This window comes from Eubacterium ruminantium (assembly GCF_900167085.1).
In the GTDB taxonomy this organism is placed as follows: Bacteria; Bacillota; Clostridia; order Lachnospirales; family Lachnospiraceae; genus Eubacterium_Q; species Eubacterium_Q ruminantium.
In genome coordinates, this window is the sequence record NZ_FUXA01000003.1 from 192,105 (window position 1) to 215,012 (window position 22,908).

Here is a 22,908-nt window from a genome sequence, read left to right on the forward strand (position 1 = left end):
TTTAACTATCACCTATTATAATTACATAGAACGTTTTGTCAACTATTTCATAAAAACAACACAATGTTGTATAAAAAGAAAGACCATACCACTTTATATAGATATTGGTACAGTCTTTCTTTTTGTTTTTTGTCTTATTTATGTATCTAATTTATATATCTTATTGACCACTACAGTTTATGCATTATATTTCTTGATTATAAGACTTGCGTTCTGTCCGCCGAAACCAAATGCATTACACATTGCAACATTTACAGTACTCTTTCTGCTTTCATTTGGAACAAAATCAAGATCGCATTCAGGATCTTTCTCGATCTGATTAAGTGTTGGTGGAAGTATATCTTCTTCAACAGCCTTAACGCATGCTATTGTCTCTGTTACTCCGCCTGCACCCATAAGGTGTCCTGTTGCTCCCTTTGTTGAAGAAACAGCAAGCTTATATGCATGATCTTTGAAAAGAGTTTTAATAGCTTTAACTTCGATAACATCACCCTTCGGTGTTGATGTTCCGTGAGCATTGATATAATCAATATCTTCAGGCTTAAGACCGGCTGTCTTAAGTGAATGTTCCATACAGAAGATAGCTCCGATTCCTTCCGGATGAGGACTTGTTACATGGAAACCGTCTGTGCTATTTGCATATCCGGCAAGTTCAGCATGTATCTTTGCATTTCTCTTCTTAGCTATCTCTTCTTTCTCGATGATGATTGCTCCACCGCCTTCGCCCATAACGAAACCATTTCTTCCGGCATCAAATGGACGGCTGGCTGTTGCAGGATCATCATTTCTCTGTGAAAGAGCATGTGTTCCCGAAAGTCCGAGAATTGTAAGAGGACATGTTGCAGCCTCTCCACCTACACAGATAACTGCATCCGCAAGATCTTCTTTGATGAGCATAGCGCCCATTGATACAGTATCAAGTCCTGATGAACATGCAGTTGAAACAGTATAACTTGGTCCGTGAAGTCCCTTAGCTATAGCTATCTGAGCTGCACCTATATTTCCAATGATCTTTGTGATGAAACGTGGGTTAGTCTTAGTATGTTCTCCGCTTGTTAAGCCTTCCTGAGTAGCGGCAACATTTGTAATACCGGCAAATACAGATCCGAATACGATACCGATTCTTTCAGGAGCTATTACAGGCTCTTCTGAAGAAGGATCTATACCTGCGTCACGAAGTGCTTCATCAGCAGCAACATAGCCATACTGCATAAATGGTTCCATCTCTCTTGCAATTTTCTTGTCCATATACTTAGCCGCATCGAAATCTTTAACCATTGCAGCAATCTTAACAGGAAGGTTTGTTGTATCGAATCTATCGATTTCTGCAACTCCTGTCTTTCCTTCAACAAGGGCTTTCCAGTACTCTTCAACACCGATTCCTATTGGAGTCACAGCACCCATACCTGTAATGACTATTTTACCATTATTCATCTTTTCCATCTTTATTATCTTCCTTATTCCAATCGTTCTCTTTAATCTCTGCACGTCGAACTTTTCCACTGGAAGTCTTCGGCAGTGTTTTGACAAAATCAACTATCTTAGGCCTCTTGTATGATGCCAGAGCGCTTCTTAAAAATTTCATCGTCTCTTTTCTAAGCTGATCTGTAGCTTCGATTCCATCTATTAAAACAATGGATGCTTTAATCGCCTGACCTCTTATCTTATCAGGAACTGAGGTCACCGCACACTCTAAAACATACGGAAGTTTCATAATCTCACTTTCAATTTCAAACGGTCCGATTCTGAATCCCGCAGACTTGATCAAGTCGTCAACCCTACCAACATACCATAAATAGTTATCTTTGTCCATATAAGCTGTATCACCTGTATGATAATAACCATTATGCCATACTTTAGCTGTCTTTTCATCATCGAGATAATATCCCATGAAAAGACCTATCGGAGTTTTGTCCGAAGTTTTGACAACAATCTCTCCTACTTCACCAATATCACATGGTGTTCCATCCGGTTTAACTATCGAAATATCATACTGAGGACTTGCCTTACCCATTGACCCCGGTCTAGGCTCAACACCCTTTAAGGTTCCGACTGTAAGTGTTGTCTCAGTCTGTCCGAATCCTTCCATTATCTTAAGCCCTGTGGCTTTGTAGAATTTATTGTATATTTCCGAATTAAGTGCTTCGCCGGCTGTTGTGGCATTCTTAAGACACGACAGATTGTAACCGGCAAGATCTGTATGAACGAGAACTCTATAAACAGTAGGAGGTGCACAGAAAGTTGTTATCTTGTACTTCTCCAGCATAGCCAGAATTTCCTTTGCGAAGAACTCATCATAATCATATGTAAATATCGGAGCTTCACACAGCCACTGTCCATATAATTTTCCCCACATGGCCTTGCCCCATCCTGTATCGCTTATAGCAAGATGAAGACCTTCCGGATCAACCTGGTGCCAGTATTTTGCTGTAATGAAATGTCCTAAAGGATAATTAAATGTATGTGCGGCAATCTTCGGATAAGATGTTGTTCCCGATGTGAAGAACATAAGCATCGGATCTTCTCCGCCTGCTGAATTTGCAGGTCTTGTATATTCTTTAGCGAAATATTTGATTTCTCTGTTGTAGCTGTTCCATCCTGCCTTAATACCGCCAACAAGAACCTTAGCCTTGATTCCGTCATAACTTCTGCAGGCTTTATCTATCTCTCTTGCAACATCGCCGTCTGAAGTCGAGACAACTGCATCGACTCTTGCCGCTCTGAATCTATATTCAAAATCCTTCTTAACAAGAAGATATGATGCAGGAATAATGATCGCACCTATCTTATGAAGAGCCAAAACAGTGAACCAAAACTGATAATGTCTTTTAAGCACTACAAGTACTCTGTCACCCTTCTTAATTCCCAAATACTGAAAATAGTTTGCTGTACGAGATGAATATTCCATCATATCTTTAAATGTGATACGTCTCTCTCTTCCATCCTTCGAAATATGAAGCATTGCTGTTTTTGCAGGACATTTCTTACCCAAAACATCAACTACATCATAAGCAAAATTAAAGTGCTCATTGTTATGAAAATCTATCTTCTGAAGCACACCATTTTCATCAAGTGCCGTTGATATATATTTTCCGGCTACACCCTCTTCAGGGATCAGTTCCAACTCTGTCATTTTATATCTCCTATTACGTAAGTAGTATGAAAAAATATTACATGTAGTTTTCAATACTACATCAAAAAGCTACTAATATATTAGTATTCATACCGGAATATGTCAAGAAGAGCGCTATAAAATCTATTCGCCCTGCTTAGTACCCGTTCCCGGATTGATCTTATACTTTTTAAAAAGATGTTTCATAATCAGATCCTGAAATATAAAAATAAGAATATATCCAACAATAAAGCAAAGCCCTAACGACTTTAAAAATGCCGGAATAAAAGGAATCCCCTCTCCGTTACCGCTTGCATTTTTTGCTTTAAAATAAGCAAGAGTCACCATGCAAAGAGTAAGGATCGGTGTATATATTAGATTAGAAACAAGAGCTTCTATCCCTCTAGTCTTCAGTGCGCCCGGCCTAAGGTTATGCTTCATTTCAAGAGACTTATTAACCTTTCCCATCGGAACGAGAAAGCTTATGACAAGCGAGATCATGAAACTTACCAGGAAACTGACTATAAATCCCGGAATATTAAAATGACCTGAAGCCCCCATTCCCGTAAGCGCCAAAAAGAAACTCATGATAAGACTCATATAAATCCCCATACTTATACCAATCTTTTTCATTACTACATCCATATACCCCTCCAACCTTCCGCGATCAATGTCACAGAGCCATACACATTTTAATTTCTCCATATATAATTATAATAGAAAATGATAATTATTTCCATTAATTCCTATCCCAGATTTCCCCTATGTCATTTGTATTCGTTATAAGAAAATCTTTTTGCCGGCTATAGTTAATACAGATAACGCTATTATATTTATAACTTGTGCTTATATCAAACCATAATGTATAATAACCAAGGTTAGATTATATTTTTCAAGGCAACATGAGCCATTGGAGCAAAACAAGCCTTGTTGTTTAAAATAAGAATTATTTATATCAGGAGGTATATGATGGAAAGAGAAACACTCAGCATTCATGCTGGATACGCACCAAAAAATGGCGAATCAAGACTTCTGCCAATCGTTCAGAGTACAACATTCAAATATGATACAAGTGAGGATATGGGTAAATTATTCGACCTCGAAGCAAGCGGATATTTCTATTCAAGACTTCAGAATCCTACATGCGATAATGTAGCTGCTAAGATTGCTGCTCTCGAAGGCGGTACAGCTGCTATGCTTACAGGTTCTGGTCAGGCCGCTTCATTCTTCTCAACATTTAACATTGCCGGCTGCGGCGATCATATCGTTGCATCTTCTACTATCTACGGTGGAACATTCAATCTTTTCAATGTAACTATGAGAAAGATGGGAATCGATTTTACTTTTGTTGATCCTGATTGTTCAGATGAAGAACTTGAGGCAGCATTTAAGCCTAATACAAAAGCTGTTTTCGGTGAAACAATCGCCAATCCGGCACTTATAGTTTTTGATATCGAAAGATTTGCAAATGCAGCTCATAAACATGGAGTTCCTCTTATCGTTGATAATACATTTGCTACTCCTATCAACTGCCGTCCATTTGAGTGGGGTGCTGATATCGTAGTTCATTCAACAACAAAATACATGGATGGACATGATGCTACAGTTGGTGGATGTATCGTAGATTCAGGTAAATTTGATTGGATGGCTCATGCAGATAAATTCCCTGGACTTACAACTCCTGATGAATCATATCACGGAATCACATATGCAGAGAGATTCGGAAAAGAAGGAGCTTTCATTACAAAATGTACAGCTCAGCTTATGCGTGACCTTGGATCGGTTCAGGCACCTATGAATGCTTACATCCTTAATCTCGGTCTCGAATCTCTTCCTCTTCGTATAGAAAGACATTGCAGAAATGCAGAAAAGGTTGCTGAGTTCCTTAATTCAAATGATAAGGTTTCATGGGTTAACTATCCGGGACTTCCTGGTAATAAATACTATGAAAGAGCTAAGAAATATCTTCCAAACGGAAGCTGTGGTGTTATCTCCTTTGGTGTAAAGGGCGGACGTGCAGCTGCAGAAGTATTTATGAAGAACTTAAAGCTCGGTATGATCGCTACACATGTTGCTGATGCTCATACATGCGTACTTCATCCTGCATCATCTACTCACAGACAGCTTACTGACGAAGAACTTGTAGCTGCAGGAGTAGGACCTGATCTTATCAGATTATCTGTAGGTATTGAAAATGTTGAAGATATCATTGCTGATGTTAAGCAGGCTCTTGAGCAGATTTAGTGATCCGGTTTCATTAACCGGTCATCTGTGACTGATACAAAACAGATTTCAATTACCGGTAACTCTTTCATTTACCGGTAACTCTTTCAAATACCGGTTCAGAACACTAAATAATCAAATTATATAAGCATAAAAAAAGAGATAGATTCAAATGTGAGGTGTGACCCCTCCAATGTCTATCTCTTTTATTTATGTTTTTAGAAAACAATCTTACCGCCTGATACCTTAAACGGAAGGCCCTTATATTTGATTGTTCCGTTAAAATCAAATCTTACTTTTCCACCTATACAGTACCACCATACAGATTCACGTTTTACCGGACCTACAAAACTGAAATCAACCTTACCGTTCTTGCAGTACCACCAGCCATTTTCATTCTGACCAAGGCCTGTATAGCTGAAGTCTAACTTTCCGTTCCTGCAGTACCACCAGCCATTTTCATTCTTAGCAATTCCTGTATAGTTAAAATCAACTTTTCCGCCTTTACAATACCACCAGCCATTTTCATTCTGGCCAAGGCCTGTATAGCTAAAATCTACCTTTCCGCCCTTACAGTACCACCAACCGTATTCATTCTTAGCAATTCCCTTATAGCTAAAATCAACTTTTCCGCCTTTACAGTACCACCAACCGTATTCATTCTGACCGAGCCCTGTATAGCTAAAGTCTACCTTTCCGCCCTTACAGTACCACCAGCCGTATTCATTTTTAGCAACCCCTTCATAGTTAAAATCTACTTTTCCGTTCTTACAATACCACCAGCCATTTTCATTTTTAGCCAGTCCTGTGTATTTAAGATTGACACTGCCATTCTTACAATACCACCAGCCGCTTTTTTTATTGACCGTTCCTTTGTAAAGACCTGTTGCAGTTTTTGAAACTTTACCCTTTACTACGCAAATATATTTGTTTGAAGTTTTGTCCTTAACGACACCTGTATATGAATAATCTACAAGTCCATTTATTACATAATACTGAGTTCCTTTATAAGTACTTCCTCCCGTATATTTACCGTTGAAGATTCCCTCAATATAATAAGCAAGTCCGTTCTTATCGATTCTTTCAATATATGTAAGACCATTCGGCGGATTACTCTTTGAATTTTTCTTAGCATTAAATCCAAGTGCTTTAACAAATAATCTCTCAAGCGCTATCTGACCATCTACATTCGGATGGAATCCGTCACTACAGAATTTTCCGCTCTTAAGCACTTCATTATTATCCGTACAAACAAGAATATTAAGCTTCTTTGCACTTCTTATGATCTCATTCTGTGCCTTGATAATGCTTTCCATCTTACCCTCAGTTTCTGTCCATTCAACCGGAAATACCCAGATTCTGGCATTTGGATAAGTCTTTCTAATGTAATTCACATAGCTTCTCATATTTGCATAAATGAGATCAATATCACATCTATCATTATACCCGGAAATAGTTACAATATCTGTTATCGCCTTAGGCTTCTTTACAACAGGCTCAAGCTGTTTAAGAAGTGTTATATACTTATGTCCGTTTATGGCGAAACCATATCCGCCGACTTCATTTCTATATAAATCTTTTATCTCATTTCTATGATTACGGATCAGATAATCAAGCCATGAATAAGACCTGTCAGCCCCTAAAACTCCATACTGATAACTGTCACCGATAAATATAAATGATCTTTCACCCGATATTTTTATATTGGGATTTTCAACAAACTGACGCTCAGGAATAATAACTTCAGGTTCCGGCTCTTCTGTTGTACCTTCTTCATAAGTAACTTCCGTATTTTCCCCAGTATTTTCACCGGTTGTTACTTCAGATGAATCATTCAACACCGAAAAATCATTTCCAAAACTATCAATGCTGATGTTCTTATTTGTTGTATTATTTGTCCCGCTCTCCTTAGCATATGCATTTCTTCCGGCGAATGCACTCATGATGATCATGCTTCCGAGTAATATCTTTCTTACTTTCATGCCACATTTCCATCCTTGTCATATATTAGGTATTTTGTACCTTTCATGTATATGACGATCCTAACTCCAAAAAAATTGTATATTTTAAAAATTATTTTATTCGAAGAGCTCTTGTGGCATTAAGAACAGCAAGTATCATAACTCCTACATCTGCAAATATCGCAATCCACATATTTGCGATTCCTACTGCTCCAAGCAAAAGACATATTAATTTAACCCCGATTGCAAATACTATATTCTGCCTTACTATTGATAATGTCTTTGATGAAATACGTTTTGCAAGGGAAATTTTGGCCGGATCGTCATCCATAAGAACTATATCCGCTGCTTCTATCGCAGCATCCGATCCAAGTCCCCCCATAGCAATTCCAATATCCGCTCTCATAAGAACAGGTGCATCATTTATTCCATCACCGCAAAATGCGAGTTTTTCTTTTCCATTCATGCCTTCAAGCATCTTCTCTACTTCAGCAACCTTATCCCCCGGAAGAAGTTCACTGCAGAATCTGTCTACTCCTACTTCCTTAGCGATACGTGTTGCGGCTTTTTCAGAATCCCCTGTAAGCATAACAGTTTTTATTCCGGCACTCTTAAGATCAGCAATGGCTTCTTTAGCCGATTCTTTTAAGTAGTCTGATATCACGATGCATCCTGCATATATTCCATCTACTGCAATATAACATACAGTTCCTTCATCATGGATACTGCTTATAACAATATTGCTTCGGTTCATCAGATTCTCATTTCCAACAAGAATTCTTCTGCCGAAAACCTCCGCAGAAACACCATGTCCTGATATCTCTTCTATATCTTCTACTTCATCATAACTAAGCTCATTTCCATATGCTTTCTTCAGGCTGACACTTATCGGATGACTTGATGAAATCTCAGTATATGCTGCGTATTTCAATAATTCTTCCTTACTCATACCCTTTTCAGGATATACAGCTGTAACTTCAAATACTCCCTTTGTAAGAGTACCTGTCTTATCAAATACTATAGTTTTCGCGTCAGCAAGCGCTTCCAGATAATTGGCACCTTTTACAAGGATACCTTTTGACGATGCACATCCGATACCTCCAAAGAAACTTAAAGGTATGGAAATGACTACCGCACATGGACAACTTATTACAAGAAATGTAAGCGCACGGAATATCCAGTTATTCCACATTGGACCGTAACCCATTATAAGTCTTATAACAGGTGGAAGTAAAGCCAAACCTAACGCACTATAGCATACTATAGGTGTATAATATTTTGCAAATTTTGAAATAAAATTCTCTGCTTTAGCTTTTTTCATACTTGAATTCTCAACAAGATCAAGTATCTTCGAAACAGTAGACTCGCCAAATTCTTTGGTGGTCTTTACCTTTATCATTCCGGAAGTGTTGATACATCCGCTGATAACTTCATCACCTTCATTTACACTTCTCGGAACAGACTCTCCGGTTAATGCAGCAGTATCAACACTGCTTCTTCCTTCCACGATGATTCCGTCTATAGGAATCTTCTCACCCGGATTAATCATAATGATCGAACCGATCTCAACATCATCAGGATCTACAACCTCGACACTTCCATCTTCATTTATAAGATTTGCACTGTCAGGTCTTATATCCATAAGGCCGATGATATTCTGACGACTCTTTCCAACTGCGATACTCTGGAAAAGTTCCCCAATCTGATAGAAAAGCATAACGGCTACGCCTTCTTCATATTCGCCGAGAACCATAGCACCAATAGTCGCAACAGCCATAAGGAAATTCTCATCAAATATCTGTCCATTCTTTATGCCTTTAAATGATTTGATCAGTACATCATATCCGACGATCAGATATGCCGCAAAATATAACGGAAATGATACAAAAAACGGCATATCAATATCTGTCAGATGTTCTATGATCATGAGAGTTGCTACTATAATAAATGCAATAATAACTCTATATAGATTTTTCTTTTGTTTCTTATTTAAACTAAAGCTATTCATATTTTATTCCTTAATCCAGAATGATATCCATATCATCCTCTATCTTCTTACAATTCTTTCTTGCTTCCTGCATAACTTCTGCCGGATCTGCGCCCTCTTCAAATTCAACCTTACATTTAAGAGTCATGAAACTAAGAGAAGCATCCTTTACTCCCTTAGTATTCTTTATAGCTTCCTGCATCTTCTCAGCACATGCTGCACAATCAACTTCTACCTTATATGTCTTCTTCATATCTTTTTCTCCTTTATTTTGATTTTTGTTTACATAATTCATCTCAGCTAATTGCTGTATTTCACTATACATCTATTGATTTATACCAGTCTGTTTTACTGATATATCTGACCTTCACTTATAACCTTGCTTTATTGATCGACTTACTCTTCAACATGCTCCATACCGAGACTAAGTATTGTTCTTACATGTTCATCATCCAGCGAATAATAAATACTCTTTCCTTCTCTTCTGAATTTAACCAGTTTTGAATCCTTGAGTATTCTAAGCTGATGACTTACCGAAGACTGACTGAGGTTAAGAATCTTTGCCATATCTCCTACATTTAGCTCTGTATCGAACATTGAATATAAGATTTTTATTCTTGTTGAGTCACCGAAGATCTTGAAAAGCTCAGACAGATCATATAAATATTCATCGTCTGGCTGATTATCCAAAACTTTTTTCACAAGTTCCTCATGAGTTAACTTTTCCTTCTGTTCCTTCTCCATATTTTCCCTCCATAGATCTAAATTTATACTTTTAATATATAATCCAACTTTTTTGAACAGATAACATATGGTTAATCTATTCATATGTAAGTATATTCATATGTTCATAAGTTGTCAACAGATATTTTTATAAAATATACTTTTTTATTCCGATTTATGTTATTATCTAAATATCGTGCAAATAATACCGGAAGGAAGAAAACAACTAATGAGAGTCTCAAATAATAATCGTATTTCAAATAAGCTTGATGCTGCAAATAAAGCTGTATCAAATCTTGAAAATAAGAACAATCCTAAAACCGGCGATGAAAAAGTTGATAAAAATGATAATGCTGGAACCGGCAAGAAAACTACCGAGGCGGATGAAAAAAAAGACGGAAAGAGCGATAACAAGAATGCAAGAAAACGCCACAGAGTTCCTTTCAAAGAATTTATAAAACCTCTTATCACTCCGTATTGGGTCACTGTTGCTGTTCTGATCTTCCTCATCTTTATATTCAGTATAATGATCAAATCAACAGCATTTTGTAACGCATTTACAGCAAAAGTTCTTCCTATATTCTTAAATACATACGGAAGATTTACAAATCTTTTTTCATTTTCATTTGGTGAAGTTCTACTTTCACTTGTAGTTCCAATCCTGTTGGCAGTTGTGATAATGCTTATATTAATGATCTTCCTCAGAAAAAATCCTATATTTGCGAAGATCAACCGAGTATTTTTCAAATCATTTTTCATGATCTTCTTATCAGTATGTCTTATTATGATACTTAACTGCTCCATCCCTTATGGATGTTCAGAACTTGAAGTAAAGAAAAATGATAAGAACTATAGTGTTGAACAGTTGGAAATTCTTAGAAATTATATAGTTGAACAGTGTAATGATTATTCCGAGAAGTTTAATAGAGATGAAAAAGGCGAGATAATCTATAATACATCGGTAAAAGACATAACCAAGGAAGCAAAAGCTTCTATGCACAGAGTGTCGAAGGAATATGATTTCCCAAGATTAGCCGGATATTATCCTAACATGAAACCTATCAGACATTCCGTTCTTATGTCTCAAGCCGGAACAATGGGTATATTCTTCCCATTCTCCCTTGAATCAAATTATAATCCTTTGATGAGCAAGTTGAATTTTCCAGCTACCTTCTGCCATGAATATTCCCATCTTAAGGGTTATATGCAGGAGGATGAAGCTAATTTCATAGCATATCTTGCATGTCTTGGTTCTGAAGATCTGTATTTTCAATATTCAGCATATTTAAGCGTTCTGCATTATGTAGATAACGAATATTACAAAAATGTAGATAAAGCTCATTATGAAAAACAGATTCCTATAAGCGAAAATGCTTCAAGAGACAGCGACTTCCTTACAGAAAGCGCTACAGAGAAAGTTGAAAAAGAAGCTGTTATCGATACAAAAACCGTTTCGGAAGCAAGTAATAAATTTACCGAATCATATCTTGATTATTATGATGTAAAAGACGGACTTGCTAATTATGACAGAGTGACCGACCTTCTTCTCCAGTTCTACGATGGTAAATTATACTAATTCAATAAACATAAAAAATCCGTATTCTTCTGAATACGGATTTTTATATTGCAAGCTCTTAAACGCTTGAAAGCGGTTCGATTACCGGCTCGTGCCATAAATCTTTCTTGCCGAACATTTTATCTACTCTATAAAGAAAATATTGCGGTCCATTACTGATTATGTAATACATCTTGCTCTTGGTTTCAAGCTTATAATGTACATCATCACATGCAAAACGACTGCAATAAGCAGACTTTGCCGCAGGTATGACCGGCTCCAGCTTATATTTCTTAACAGCCTGAGCTACATTCACTTTTTTCACCTTCTATCCCTAAATAATACCCTAAACCGAACTAAATAAATTCCAGTCCGAATTTCAAATCACATTCTATACAAAAATATATTTTTTGTCACGTTAAAAGCAAACTTCTTAAATAAATATTAAGACACTTTGGTAAACATTTTGTCATTTTACTAAATTTACTAAAACTTGTCCCCTTCCGATCATGCGTTTGATATCACTGCTATTTTCTTTATTTAATTGTATATTTATATATTTTTTTTACATACACATTCATTTACATTTTAAATATGTAAGTAAATTATTTTCCTGAGTTGAACTTTTCCTGCTGTGATCTTATAAGTTCTTTATCCTCGAAGTAATTAATCTTCATAGCCGCTCTTACTTCAGCAAGAGTTTTAGCTGCTTCTTTCTTTGCTTCTTCGGTACCCTTACGAAGAATGTCATAGATTGCAGGAATATCCTTTTCAAGTTCTTTTCTCTTTGCTCTGATTGGATCAAGTTCTCTATTGATAATATTAAGAAGAAGCTTCTTGCACTTAACGTCTCCGAGTCCGCCTCTCTTATAATGATCTTTCATCTCATCGAGATTCTTGTAATCAGGACAGAATTCTGCAAAATCAGAATCCTTGGCAAAAGCATCAAGATAAGTAAATACTGCGTTTCCTTCAATTTTACCCGGATCGGAAATCTGGATATGATCAGGATCGGTATACATACTCATAACTTTCTTCTTAACTTCTTCTGCTGAATCAGATAAATAAATACAGTTACCGAGAGACTTACTCATCTTAGCCTTTCCGTCTGTTCCCGGAAGTCTTGAACATATAGAATTTTCAGGGATCAGAGCCTGTGGCTCAACAAGTACTTCTCCGTATGTAGCATTGAACTTTCTAACGATTTCTCTTGCCTGTTCGATCATAGGAAGCTGATCTTCACCTACAGGAACTGTTGTAGCTTTAAAAGCTGTAATATCTGAGGTCTGGCTGACAGGATATGTAAAGAATCCTGCAGGAATACTTGCTTCAAATTTTCTCATCTGAATTTCAGATTTAACAGTCGGATTTCTTTCAAGTCTTGATACAGTAACAAGATTCATATAATAAAATGTAAGTTCTGTTAACTCTGTAAGCGCTGACTGAATGAAAATATTAACCTTCGATGGATCAAGTCCGCATGAAAGATAATCAAGTGCAACTTCGATTATATTATCTCTGATCTTTCCCGGATTATCAAAGTTATCTGTAAGCGCCTGAGCGTCTGCTATCATTATAAATATCTTGTCATATTCACCACTGTTCTGTAATTCAACACGTCTCTTTAAAGAACCAACATAATGTCCTAAATGAAGTCTTCCTGTCGGTCTGTCTCCCGTAAGTATGATCTTACTCATTTCCCTAAACCTCGTTTCAAAATTAGTCGTACAAATTTTATCTATACTCAATACAACATATTAAAATTTTCTATATAAATTGTCAAGGCTGGCAAGGCTCCGAAAATCCCTTAACACAGGCATAAATCCTGCCTTTTTCACCCTTGTATCTACACTTAATCTTGGATTCTGTATAACCTGCTCGGCCTATGAGCTTCGCCGCTTGTCATTTTATCTGTTTCTTCTATATAAGGCCCTATCTTCTTCCTGAAATTTGCCTTATATAATCTCCTGCCTAAAAGTATCTCATAAACCTTCTGAAGCTCAGGAAGAGTAAATTCCTTTGGCACAAGATGAAATGCGACTTTAGAATAAATGACCTTATTCTTCAGTCTCTGCCTTGCATATGTCAAAATATCCTTATGATCAAAAGCAAAATCATTTCTTATGCCCTTTTTATCACTATCTTCTGCAAGAAGTTCATCAACATCAATAAGAAATGCATCCGTCGATCTTGCTCCCGCCTTAAATTTCAGCTTTTCAAAAGGAACAAGCGCCATATATGAAACTGAAATGATTCTCATTCTTGGATCTCTCTTCACGGCTCCGAATGTATATAATTGTTCGAAATAAATTCCTTCAAGTCCTGTTTCTTCTTTTATTCCCCTAATAGTCGCTTCTTCTAAGGTTTCATCTATTCCAACAAATACTCCCGGAAGGGCAACCATTCCCGCGAACGGTTCTTCTTCTCTTTCTACAACAAGACATTTCAACCTGTTATTCTCTATAGTAAATACGAGAAGGTCCACTGCCACGGACATTTTTTCATATATAGATGAATCATAATCCTTCATTTCCAATTTTGATTTCCCCTTGAAATATATTTAAATTGAAACCCTACCTGCCAGGATATCATTATAATCAGCCAGGTTCTTTCTTAAATATCCGGCTTAATCGAACCCTGTAACTTTTATATTAATCAGTATATAACTTCTTCAAATCTCCTACAACCATAATATGTTTCATAAGCATTGTTCCAACTTCAAGAATAACCGTACCTTTTGGAAGCGTTTTGCCTGTTGCTGATTTGTATTTATTTGTAAATATTAACTTCACGATAAAAAAAGAAGCCTCACCATAATTTGATGAAGCTTCTTTTTGTATAGCCTGAAAAATCTCAGTTATTATTTCTCATGATCATAAGGAATAATTGTTTCGATTGTACCATCTTCATTTATTGTAAGCTTTGTGTACTTAACACATCTCTTGTGTGAAATACCCTTTGAAAGCTCAGCATCATGATAGAAGAGATACCAATCACCATCGATCTGAACGATTGAATGATGCGTTGTCCATCCAATAACAGGCTCCATGATTCTTCCCTTATATGTGAAAGGACCTGCAGGATTATCACCTTCTGCATATACAAGGTAATGTGTTGTACCTGTTGAGTATGAAAGATAATACTTTCCGTTGAACTTATGCATCCAAGGATCTTCGAAATATCTTCTGTCCTCATCTCCTGCTGTGATTGGATCACCGTTCTCATCAAGAATCTCAATCATCTTTGGAGCTTCTTTGAATGCTGTCATATCCTGAGTAAATTCAGCGAAAAGAGGTCCGAGAGACTTATCTTTTCCTTCAGGTCTTCTCTCATCAGGATTGAACTTTCCTGACTGCCACATCTCAAGCTGACCTCCCCAGAGACCACCATTGTAGCAGTAAATTCTTCCATCATCATCAAGAAGAACCGCAGGATCTATACTATAACTTCCCTGGATATAATTTTCCTGTGGCTTAAATGGTCCAACAGGTGAATCAGATTCAGCAACACCGATACGGAAGATTTCATCTTTATCCTTTGCAGGGAATACAAGATAATACTTGCCATTAACCTTAACTGCATCAGGAGCCCAAAGCTGTCTTCCTACCCAAGGAACATCTTTCTCGTGAAGAGCAACACCGTTATCTACACATTTGCTGTCAAGATTATCCATAGAAAGTATATGATAGTCCTCCATCTTATACTGTTCTCCGTCATCATCTTCAGGACAATCCCAATCAAAATCATGTGAAGGATAGATGTATATCTTTCCATCAAATACATGTGCAGATGGATCTGCTGTATAAATATTTGTAACCAAAGGTTTTCTTTCGTTCTTTCTCATTTTTAACCCCTTTCATATTTGTTATAATTCTCGACACGATCAATTCATATCATGATATGATCTTACATATATTTTCTTAAAAAATAAAAAAAATTTCTTGCTAAAAATTGCTATTTCCTTATCTAATATTGCTTTTATTATATAGATAAAAATTATTATTTGTATATTTATTTATCAAAAATATGTGCTATAATACATTTCATGCTGCCAGCACAGCTGTCATAGCTAATTTATCTTTTAAGCACAGCTAAGCTGATACCGGATATTAAGGAGGTTAAAATAATGGACTACAACATGAATCAGGGGTCTGATCCAATGAATCAGGAATCAAACCCAATGAACCAGAGCATGAACCCAATGAATCAGGGCATGTACAATGCACCTGCCCAGCAGGTTAACTCACCATCACCAAAAAAGAAAAATAATAAGGCTGCATCTATAATAGCCGGAATTCTTATCGGTGCCCTTGCAATCTTTATACTTGCATCTGCCATAATCGATCTTACAAAAATGGGCAAAGCTAAAGAATACAATCCACTCAGCGGTGCCACACTTAATGAAGGCGATTATGTTGAAGTTACTATTCATTTTGGCGCTAAGATAGGTACAAATAAGCACACAATAAACTTTATCCCTATCGGAACCGAACATTACTATGGAGCCATCTGTGATGATCGTGCTACCCTTTTATTGATCAGAGAATCAAAATCATTCGATGAAAATTTTGATGAAGATTCATTATCAGAAAAGGATGTCATCGTAAAAGGTAAAGTTCGTAAATTAGATTCAAAACTCCAGGATGAATTAAGTTCTGAGCTTGCTCAGTTATCAGCTTCGGGACTTAATATTCCTACTTCAAGATCATCGTATATTTTTATCGATGGCATGACTAAGACTTCTGCTATTTTAAAACTTATATGCTTCGGAGCATATATCGTAGGAGCTCTTCTTCTTATCATCGTATCAAAGAAATCCGGAGTTAATAAGAAGAATCAAGCACTTGGCGTTGTCGCAGGTATTTTACTTATCGGTGCAACAATAGTACTTTTACATACAACGATCTATATGTAATCATAAAATAAAACATCCGTCTGTAAACTGTTTTGATAAGCAGATTACAAACGGATGCTTTTTTATATTTTATTTTCTTTGAACATTCTCATCATTTCATTTGTAAGACTAAGATTATTAGGCTGGAGAATTATATCCTCTCTCTTTACCCACTCAGCATATTTTAGTTCATTTTCATCCATGTGGATTACTGAATCTTCCTCTGCCTCGCAATAAAAGCCAACCAGAATATCCTGTGCCATGCCCCAAGGCTGGGACTTATAATATCTAATATTCTTGATCTTTACACCGGTCTCCTCCATAACTTCACGAATGACTGTTTCCTCAAGAGTTTCGCCTATCTCTGTAAAGCCTGCCACAAGTGCGCTATGAGCATATCCTCTTCGATACTTAGTTATAAGTAAACTATCATCTTTTATAACTCCAACTATTACAGCAGGATTGATTCTTGGATAGATGACATTACCACAATCCGGACATGCAAGAGCTCTTTCCTTATCATGAAATACAAGTTTTCCTTTACATTTACCGCAATAAATATTATCACGATACCATTTCCATAAATGAAATGCTGTAAATACGGCAAAAACTTCTTTTCCGGAGAATACATCTCTGACTTCTCTCATTGTATAATAAGAATAATTTTTTTTAGCAATTTCAATATCAGATGTTGCAAGGAAGAATCTCTTATCATCCAAAGAGAAAAGATAAACTACACTTTCTTTATCCGAATTACTTTCAGTAGAGTTATGATCATTTATATGACACATATCCGCTTTACATGGAAAAATGACTTCATTTTCCTTCTTTCCCAGAAGTATCTTTCCTTCTTCATTAAACATGAGCAGATAATCATTATCACTTATCTCATACTTATGAAACTCATTGTAAAGTCTGCTTGGATATATGTCCTGAATCATTTTAAACCTGCCTTTCGTAACTACATAACAAACATTTAATTGCTCTTTTTATTTAAAAATGGCTTAAAGTATACTGTGTCAGATATTCTCCTCCGGTCTCTATAATAATGAATTTATAAACTTTTCAAGTATATATACATCTCACATCAGACTATCTGATCAAGTATAAAAGGATCTTTTATCTTCTTGTCCTCTGCAAAGAATATGATCTTCGACATGATTTCAGATGTCTTAGGATCATCATCCACAAACGGAAGGAATATACGTCCTCTGCTCTGAGAATGAACAGGAAGCACATTTATCATAGGACCGCCTTCCTGATGGATAACACCACTTCCAAGATGTACGGTATAATTTCCTCTCGTACCTTTGATGATTGCATGAGAATCTGTAAATGTAACATTGTCCAGCTTAAACATAGGTACTACAAACTCTGCGATAGCTTTACGCATCTCGATGGTAGAATGAGACATCTCAGGATCGATCTGTCCGGCATGAGCCACACTTACTGCAAGATCCACATCTCTCATTACCTCTGAGAAAATGATATCCGGAATCTCACATATAGGCTTTCTTTCAAATGTCTTTCTATCGTAGAAAGCAACCCACTCAAGAGTCGGAGCCTCTATATCACTTGGAGAGAACCAATCTGCAAGCGCATAAATAGTTGCAATGATATTCTCCTTATAATAAATCTTCTGAAGTCCGTTCTCCTCGTCAGCAATCCATCTCCTATTACGAAGTGCACCGACAGTCTGCTTTGGATTAATCTGATTGCCTGCATATCTTCTACTTTCTGTCAGATTCTTCTCCTCATCAGTCATGACATAAAGTTCTCTGAAGATCTGCTTAAATGGCTGCTTGATCTGTCTATCGAAACATAACTTCTGGAACTCGTGCCATCTTCCTGCATCATATAAATGATAAGGATGTGCCACGATCACTGTATCTGTACCCTTAAAGCCTTCTGCCTCAATATCTTCAGGGAATCCAAAGAAGTCTCCCTTCTTAAAGAGCAGTCTTCCAACAAGCTTACCTATTACAGGATCTTTAGCCATATCCAGTATCTCAGAGACATAGTACTCATTTTCGCCCTCCATGGATTCTTCCATCATGAGCTTAGTTCTTCTATACTGCTCAGTAAAGGTCTTCTTTGCCTCACCTATATCAACTATATATTCATCCTTCTTAAGGGAAGCAGGAACTGACTTAAGCTTTTTGCCGGCCTTTTCCACATTTAGTGCCACCTTACCTGAATCATCAGGTTCAAGCCATACTGCATATTCGCCTACTTCATGTGGCTCAAGGAAGCCCGTAAGCTCTGACGAAATTTCCCTTTCCATCTTAAGGATAAATCTTGTTTCATCATCATAGCCTTCAACTTTAGCAAGATTCTTTACAGCCATTTCAGATGCCGCCTTCTCGCTGGCTCTTCTCTGGGCACCAAACTGTTTAGAACTCTTCAGGAATTTCTGAATAAACTGATATTTCTTCACAGTTTCATCCTTCTTACCCGGAATAAGAGCATAAGCCATAAGTAAGTCTTTATTACGCTTAGATTCTATCTCTGCAGCCGTTTTCTCAGCATCCATTTCACCTCTTGCAGCATCTGCATACTTTCTGGCTCTGGAATGTTTTGCACCATCGGAAATGTACTTAGCTGCCTTATATATAGCATCGAATCTCTTCTTGCCCAGCTTCTCATATACTTCTTTAAACCAGTCTACATCAAATGCACCGGTATTTAGTTCTTCTGGAGTAAGCGGTGTATACTTAGCTATAACAGCCTTTCTCTTATCATCAAAGTTCTCATTCATGTGCGCCATGAAGTAATAACATCCTGATGTGAAACCTTCCCATCCAAGGTACTGTCCTATGATAGGAAGCCACTCAGGACTGAAAAGACCTGCCTCAATAAGACGGGATTCACCAATGTCAGTTTCTTTCACAAGTTTCTTAAGCTTCTTAGTCTGTTCTTCTACTGTTCCATCCTTAGGATCCGGAATACAAACTGACAGAAGGTGTGAGAGACTTTCCTTCTTAGATACATTATTATAGCAGTAGCCCGTATAATGATATGTATTTCTGTCCAGTGTATCTTTTCCAAGAGCAGACAGAATTCTTACCAGGTATTCTACGCCATATACTCTTGATAGATTATATATATACTTTGAATACTCCGTCTCCGTATCACCTCGAACAAGCTCAGTTCCAAGTATAAGGTCACTTATATTCTTGTAAGCTTCGTCCACAATCTCCATGGTCTTCTGCTGCTTTTCATTTAAGTCTTCCACCGACTGTTCATCGAGATTTATGTCCAGAAGTGTCTGAACATAACTGCGCTGTTCATGCGTATGCCATGAATAAGTTCTGTTCCTGGTTGCAACATTCATACTGGCTTCTCTTACAAATCTTATGACCGAGGAAATAGTTCTCATAGAATCTGCAATATATCTCTCACTAAGAAACATCTTATACATATAATCTTTGCTTATGACTCCAGCGGCGGCTGCTTTTATAAAATCTATAGACTGCAGCGGCTCATAGCTATAGCTTCTTCCTCCGTAAATGGTTGTTTCCAGAGAACCATCCTCAAGCGCAGGAAGGTATATCTTATCCATAAAGATATGATTTATAGGATAATTCCTGATATCACCTCTTAAACCAATCAGAATAGTTTTAACAGAATCGTAGAGAAGAATATGCTTCAAATATTCCTCATTTTTGTCCTTTCCTCGTCTTCTCCACTCATCTACGATTTGATCTGTTTTATACTTATATACAAGTTCGTCCTTACAGCTGAGCAGATAAAGAGCTGCTGCAGCCGAATAGTACATCCTGTTCTTTGGAATCTCAGACTGACCATAATAACATCCAAAGATGTGATACATCTGCCCCAGATACTTAAATTTATCCAGCTTTTTACTATCCAGATATAGACCGAACATTCGGTCCAGCATTGGGTCGAAAAATTCTCTGTATCCATTTACCTCATCTCTATCTGAATGTAGCTGAAAAGCGGTATAGATAGCCTGAATCTCCCTGTCTGTTATCTTATTCTTTTCCTTAAAATCATCCCAAAGATCTAAGAATGGATAATTTCCATACTTACCATTAATATATTCTCTTTCAAGGCCATTACCAAGAAGCTGTGGTCCATCCCAGCCTTGATATTCTCTATCCTTATTATCATCAATAAGCTGACTAAGTTTTTCAACTAATTCTAAAAGTCGCTTCTCTTTTATATCGCCTGATGATTTAACCTTCTTAACAGCAGCCTTTTCACTGTCATTTAATATATCTCCCTTAGTCAGAACCTTAACAATATCTGAACCCGGGAAGAGTTCTAAGTACTTTTCAACTACAAAAACTATATAGTCGGAATCAAGAGTTGGTGTATAGGTTGCCTTTTCATCATAGAAGGCTTCCTGCTCTACGTGGCCTCCACTCTTATCGCCCTGAATCTCATTTATAAGAATACTTTCCTTTGTCGTCGGTTTCTCTATAAGTTTTATCTTCTCTGCAGCAGCTGAAAATATAACATCATCATCCTTTTTAAGCTGTATTATGATATCAAGTCCTGCTGTTACCCTCTCTTCTTTTCCGTCCTTGAAGAGTCTCTCCAGCATTTCCAGCTTTTCCTCCGGACCACGAGTTGAAATCAGCTCTATAACATGGCTTCTTATATCTTCTCTCTTTGAACGGAGCTGATCCTCTAAAATGTCGTAGCAAAACTCAGGCAGCTTTCCGGCCTTAGTCGCCATTTCTCCACCCAGAGCGGTTCTATCAGCTTCCAGTTCTTGTTTCAGAAGCATATACGCATAATTTCTTGCATCAGTATCTGCATTTGAAACTTCCTTAGTTAACGCCTTAAGCAGTTCAGGACAATCAGGCTCTCTAAGAAGGAGTTCAAGTGCATCCGTACGATTACCATCCCATCCACCTGTAACATCTTTGATCAGCTCAGTCGACTGTATGATAAGTTCCTTATCTTTTAACGCGCTGGCACAGAATATCATACGTACTGCTATATCACTACGCTTAAGTTCTACCTTATTCCAAGGAAATACAGATGGTTCAAAGCTATATCCTTTCTTTGGAATCTCATCCAAACATCCCTTTAACAGATCGTAAAACTCGCGGCATTCCTGCTCATTCTCGAAATACTCCGTATAATCAGCATAAACCTTCTTCTTATATTCATCTCTACAATTAAATCGACTGCTGTTTCCCGGATAAATCGTACTCATTATCGCAGCTCCGGTGCCCCCCATGAATCTACTGAATATAAGAGCAAGTGTCTCTTTATCCTCTTTGAACTTCTTAACTATTTCTTTTGAATAATTCTGAAGGCTTCCACGATATTCTATATTCTTCAAGAAGAAGCATGCAGTCTTTCTCTGGTGATCTGTACCTTCCATACATAGCTTATATGCTCTTTCAAAAGAGTTAGTGATATTAACACTGCCTGAAGCCCAGAGTCCGATATATATCTTCATGGAATCCTCAGTCTTCAAGTATTCCTCTATGACCTTATCATCATTTAAGGCATCAACGATCAGACCGAGTTCCTTAGCCGTTACTCTGTCCACATCTTTAGTACCATAAGCTCCAAGCCCTGTAAATGTCATGATTGCTCTTTTTACAGAAGCAAATCTTATCAGATTATTATCATTTATTATGGAAAGCATGTATTTAAATGCGTCCGCCGTACCAAAATCTATATTCTCACAGATAGCCTGACGAAGTCCCTCCGAAAGCTTTGCAGCAAGAAGAGTCTTTCCAAGGATCTCATATATTTTCTTGTTATGGCTCATTACCATGGCACGGATATAGGAAACATCCATTATCCCCTCATCTCTATAGAATATGCCTTCTATAGCATCTTCTACTTCTGGATTCTCTTCGTCCAGAAGAGCCGCCAGGTAATATAAAACCTTTTTTCTTTCCCATTCATAATTCTTCAGATAGATTCCAAGATTTTCAGATACCTTCTGTGTGATGATTTCCGCAAGGCTATACTTCTTCCCCGCGTCATAATTCATTATATTGGTCACAAATCTGTAATGTTCTACGATTTCTGAAAGTCTTACGAAATAATCTGAGTATACTCCCTTATTTCTAAATGACTGTCTGTAATATGAGTTCCAATTAAGCTGCCAATCATCAACTGAGTCCATGGATTTATACATATATGGAATCAGATCCTTATCAATATATCCTGTAAGTTCTTTAACATTCTTCTTGAAATAATCCGAAGGTTTACCGCCTTCAACAAGATGTTCTTTTAGTTCTTTTCCAAGCTTATTAATGACATATTTGCCATCAACTTCATATCTACGAATTCCTCCATGCAAAAATTCATAAAGATTTTTCGAAAACTTGGATTCTATTTTCTTATCCTCTTTCTGAAATTTTTCACTCACTGCATATCCGATATTTCTACGTTCATCTTCTGTCATATCTTTTATCCCCTTCTTTCTGCTTTAACATACTTAAACTCACATTTTTG

General features: G+C 37.1%; 17 protein-coding genes. 3 read left to right on the plus strand and 14 right to left on the minus strand.

Annotation, left to right across the window (positions count from 1 at the left end):
- Positions 1 to 177: 177 nt before the first annotated feature.
- The 3 genes from fabF to B5D25_RS00890 form a co-directional block, all read right to left on the minus strand.
- Positions 178 to 1,443 carry a beta-ketoacyl-ACP synthase II gene (gene fabF / locus B5D25_RS00880; RefSeq protein WP_078785855.1) on the minus strand — a complete coding sequence of 422 codons (1,266 nt, stop codon included), beginning with the start codon at positions 1,441 to 1,443 and terminating at the stop codon, positions 178 to 180.
- A complete protein-coding gene (locus B5D25_RS00885; protein ID WP_078785856.1) occupies positions 1,427 to 3,133 on the minus strand; it encodes an AMP-binding protein in 1,707 nt (568 codons plus the stop codon). Before B5D25_RS00885 ends, fabF begins: the two co-directional genes overlap by 17 nt.
- Before the next feature lie 123 nt (positions 3,134 to 3,256).
- On the minus strand, positions 3,257 to 3,757 hold the full coding sequence (locus B5D25_RS00890) for a hypothetical protein (RefSeq protein WP_078785857.1): 501 nt from the start codon (positions 3,755 to 3,757) through the stop codon (positions 3,257 to 3,259).
- 324 nt (positions 3,758 to 4,081) lie between these two features.
- On the opposite strand from B5D25_RS00890, the gene B5D25_RS00895 reads away from it, so the two are divergent.
- Positions 4,082 to 5,356, plus strand: coding sequence for an O-acetylhomoserine aminocarboxypropyltransferase/cysteine synthase family protein (locus tag B5D25_RS00895; RefSeq protein ID WP_078785858.1), 1,275 nt, complete (start codon positions 4,082 to 4,084; stop codon positions 5,354 to 5,356).
- 197 nt (positions 5,357 to 5,553) lie between these two features.
- Here B5D25_RS00895 and B5D25_RS00900 read toward each other — a convergent pair whose 3' ends face one another.
- The 4 genes from B5D25_RS00900 to B5D25_RS00915 all read right to left on the minus strand — a co-directional run bounded on the left by B5D25_RS00900 (position 5,554) and on the right by B5D25_RS00915 (position 10,027).
- Positions 5,554 to 7,317, minus strand: coding sequence for an SGNH/GDSL hydrolase family protein (locus B5D25_RS00900; protein ID WP_078785859.1), 1,764 nt, complete (start codon positions 7,315 to 7,317; stop codon positions 5,554 to 5,556).
- Positions 7,318 to 7,408: 91 nt separating this feature from the next.
- Positions 7,409 to 9,304 (minus strand): heavy metal translocating P-type ATPase, encoded by a 1,896-nt coding sequence (locus tag B5D25_RS00905; protein ID WP_078785860.1) that lies wholly within the window; start codon positions 9,302 to 9,304, stop codon positions 7,409 to 7,411.
- A gap of 10 nt (positions 9,305 to 9,314) precedes the next feature.
- Positions 9,315 to 9,536 carry a cation transporter gene (locus tag B5D25_RS00910; RefSeq protein ID WP_078785861.1) on the minus strand — a complete coding sequence of 74 codons (222 nt, stop codon included), beginning with the start codon at positions 9,534 to 9,536 and terminating at the stop codon, positions 9,315 to 9,317.
- A 143-nt stretch (positions 9,537 to 9,679) separates the two neighbouring features.
- Positions 9,680 to 10,027: an ArsR/SmtB family transcription factor gene (locus B5D25_RS00915; protein ID WP_078785862.1), complete on the minus strand. Its 348-nt coding sequence runs from the start codon at positions 10,025 to 10,027 to the stop codon at positions 9,680 to 9,682.
- 208 nt (positions 10,028 to 10,235) lie between these two features.
- On the opposite strand from B5D25_RS00915, the gene B5D25_RS00920 reads away from it, so the two are divergent.
- Positions 10,236 to 11,582 (plus strand): DUF3810 domain-containing protein, encoded by a 1,347-nt coding sequence (locus B5D25_RS00920; RefSeq protein ID WP_078785863.1) that lies wholly within the window; start codon positions 10,236 to 10,238, stop codon positions 11,580 to 11,582.
- A gap of 58 nt (positions 11,583 to 11,640) precedes the next feature.
- Here B5D25_RS00920 and B5D25_RS00925 read toward each other — a convergent pair whose 3' ends face one another.
- From B5D25_RS00925 to B5D25_RS00940, 5 genes are all read right to left on the minus strand, one after another.
- A complete protein-coding gene (locus B5D25_RS00925; RefSeq protein WP_078785864.1) occupies positions 11,641 to 11,877 on the minus strand; it encodes a hypothetical protein in 237 nt (78 codons plus the stop codon).
- Between the two features lie 289 nt (positions 11,878 to 12,166).
- Positions 12,167 to 13,258: a tryptophan--tRNA ligase gene (trpS, locus tag B5D25_RS00930; protein ID WP_078785865.1), complete on the minus strand. Its 1,092-nt coding sequence runs from the start codon at positions 13,256 to 13,258 to the stop codon at positions 12,167 to 12,169.
- A 155-nt stretch (positions 13,259 to 13,413) separates the two neighbouring features.
- Positions 13,414 to 14,091 (minus strand): NUDIX hydrolase, encoded by a 678-nt coding sequence (locus B5D25_RS00935; protein ID WP_173472333.1) that lies wholly within the window; start codon positions 14,089 to 14,091, stop codon positions 13,414 to 13,416.
- A 121-nt stretch (positions 14,092 to 14,212) separates the two neighbouring features.
- Complete coding sequence (locus B5D25_RS12800; RefSeq protein ID WP_159444041.1) at positions 14,213 to 14,353, minus strand: hypothetical protein; 141 nt, start codon at positions 14,351 to 14,353, stop codon at positions 14,213 to 14,215.
- 68 nt (positions 14,354 to 14,421) lie between these two features.
- Positions 14,422 to 15,405 carry a glycoside hydrolase family 43 protein gene (locus B5D25_RS00940; protein ID WP_078785867.1) on the minus strand — a complete coding sequence of 328 codons (984 nt, stop codon included), beginning with the start codon at positions 15,403 to 15,405 and terminating at the stop codon, positions 14,422 to 14,424.
- A gap of 282 nt (positions 15,406 to 15,687) precedes the next feature.
- Here B5D25_RS00940 and B5D25_RS00945 point away from each other — a divergent pair, with 282 nt between their 5' ends.
- On the plus strand, positions 15,688 to 16,476 hold the full coding sequence (locus B5D25_RS00945) for a hypothetical protein (RefSeq protein WP_078785868.1): 789 nt from the start codon (positions 15,688 to 15,690) through the stop codon (positions 16,474 to 16,476).
- 62 nt (positions 16,477 to 16,538) lie between these two features.
- Here the strand turns inward: B5D25_RS00945 and nudC are convergent, their stop codons facing one another.
- Positions 16,539 to 17,396 carry an NAD(+) diphosphatase gene (nudC, locus tag B5D25_RS00950; protein WP_078785869.1) on the minus strand — a complete coding sequence of 286 codons (858 nt, stop codon included), beginning with the start codon at positions 17,394 to 17,396 and terminating at the stop codon, positions 16,539 to 16,541.
- Between the two features lie 146 nt (positions 17,397 to 17,542).
- Positions 17,543 to 22,858 carry a DUF4132 domain-containing protein gene (locus tag B5D25_RS00955; protein ID WP_078785870.1) on the minus strand — a complete coding sequence of 1,772 codons (5,316 nt, stop codon included), beginning with the start codon at positions 22,856 to 22,858 and terminating at the stop codon, positions 17,543 to 17,545.
- Positions 22,859 to 22,908: the final 50 nt, after the last annotated feature.

Bases quoted from the DNA above. Each gene is read 5' to 3' on its own strand.
- B5D25_RS00900 (WP_078785859.1), bottom strand. From the start codon at position 7,317: ATGAAAGTAAGAAAGATATTACTCGGAAGCATGATCATCATGAGTGCA.
- B5D25_RS00935 (WP_173472333.1), bottom strand. From the start codon at position 14,091: ATGAAGGATTATGATTCATCTATATATGAAAAAATGTCCGTGGCAGTG.
- B5D25_RS00915 (WP_078785862.1), bottom strand. From the start codon at position 10,027: ATGGAGAAGGAACAGAAGGAAAAGTTAACTCATGAGGAACTTGTGAAA.
- nudC (WP_078785869.1), bottom strand. From the start codon at position 17,396: ATGATTCAGGACATATATCCAAGCAGACTTTACAATGAGTTTCATAAG.
- B5D25_RS00895 (WP_078785858.1), top strand. From the start codon at position 4,082: ATGGAAAGAGAAACACTCAGCATTCATGCTGGATACGCACCAAAAAAT.
- B5D25_RS00910 (WP_078785861.1), bottom strand. From the start codon at position 9,536: ATGAAGAAGACATATAAGGTAGAAGTTGATTGTGCAGCATGTGCTGAG.
- B5D25_RS00885 (WP_078785856.1), bottom strand. From the start codon at position 3,133: ATGACAGAGTTGGAACTGATCCCTGAAGAGGGTGTAGCCGGAAAATAT.
- B5D25_RS00945 (WP_078785868.1), top strand. From the start codon at position 15,688: ATGGACTACAACATGAATCAGGGGTCTGATCCAATGAATCAGGAATCA.
- B5D25_RS00920 (WP_078785863.1), top strand. From the start codon at position 10,236: ATGAGAGTCTCAAATAATAATCGTATTTCAAATAAGCTTGATGCTGCA.
- B5D25_RS00955 (WP_078785870.1), bottom strand. From the start codon at position 22,858: ATGACAGAAGATGAACGTAGAAATATCGGATATGCAGTGAGTGAAAAA.
- B5D25_RS00905 (WP_078785860.1), bottom strand. From the start codon at position 9,304: ATGAATAGCTTTAGTTTAAATAAGAAACAAAAGAAAAATCTATATAGA.
- fabF (WP_078785855.1), bottom strand. From the start codon at position 1,443: ATGGAAAAGATGAATAATGGTAAAATAGTCATTACAGGTATGGGTGCT.
- B5D25_RS00940 (WP_078785867.1), bottom strand. From the start codon at position 15,405: ATGAGAAAGAACGAAAGAAAACCTTTGGTTACAAATATTTATACAGCA.
- B5D25_RS00890 (WP_078785857.1), bottom strand. From the start codon at position 3,757: ATGGATGTAGTAATGAAAAAGATTGGTATAAGTATGGGGATTTATATG.
- trpS (WP_078785865.1), bottom strand. From the start codon at position 13,258: ATGAGTAAGATCATACTTACGGGAGACAGACCGACAGGAAGACTTCAT.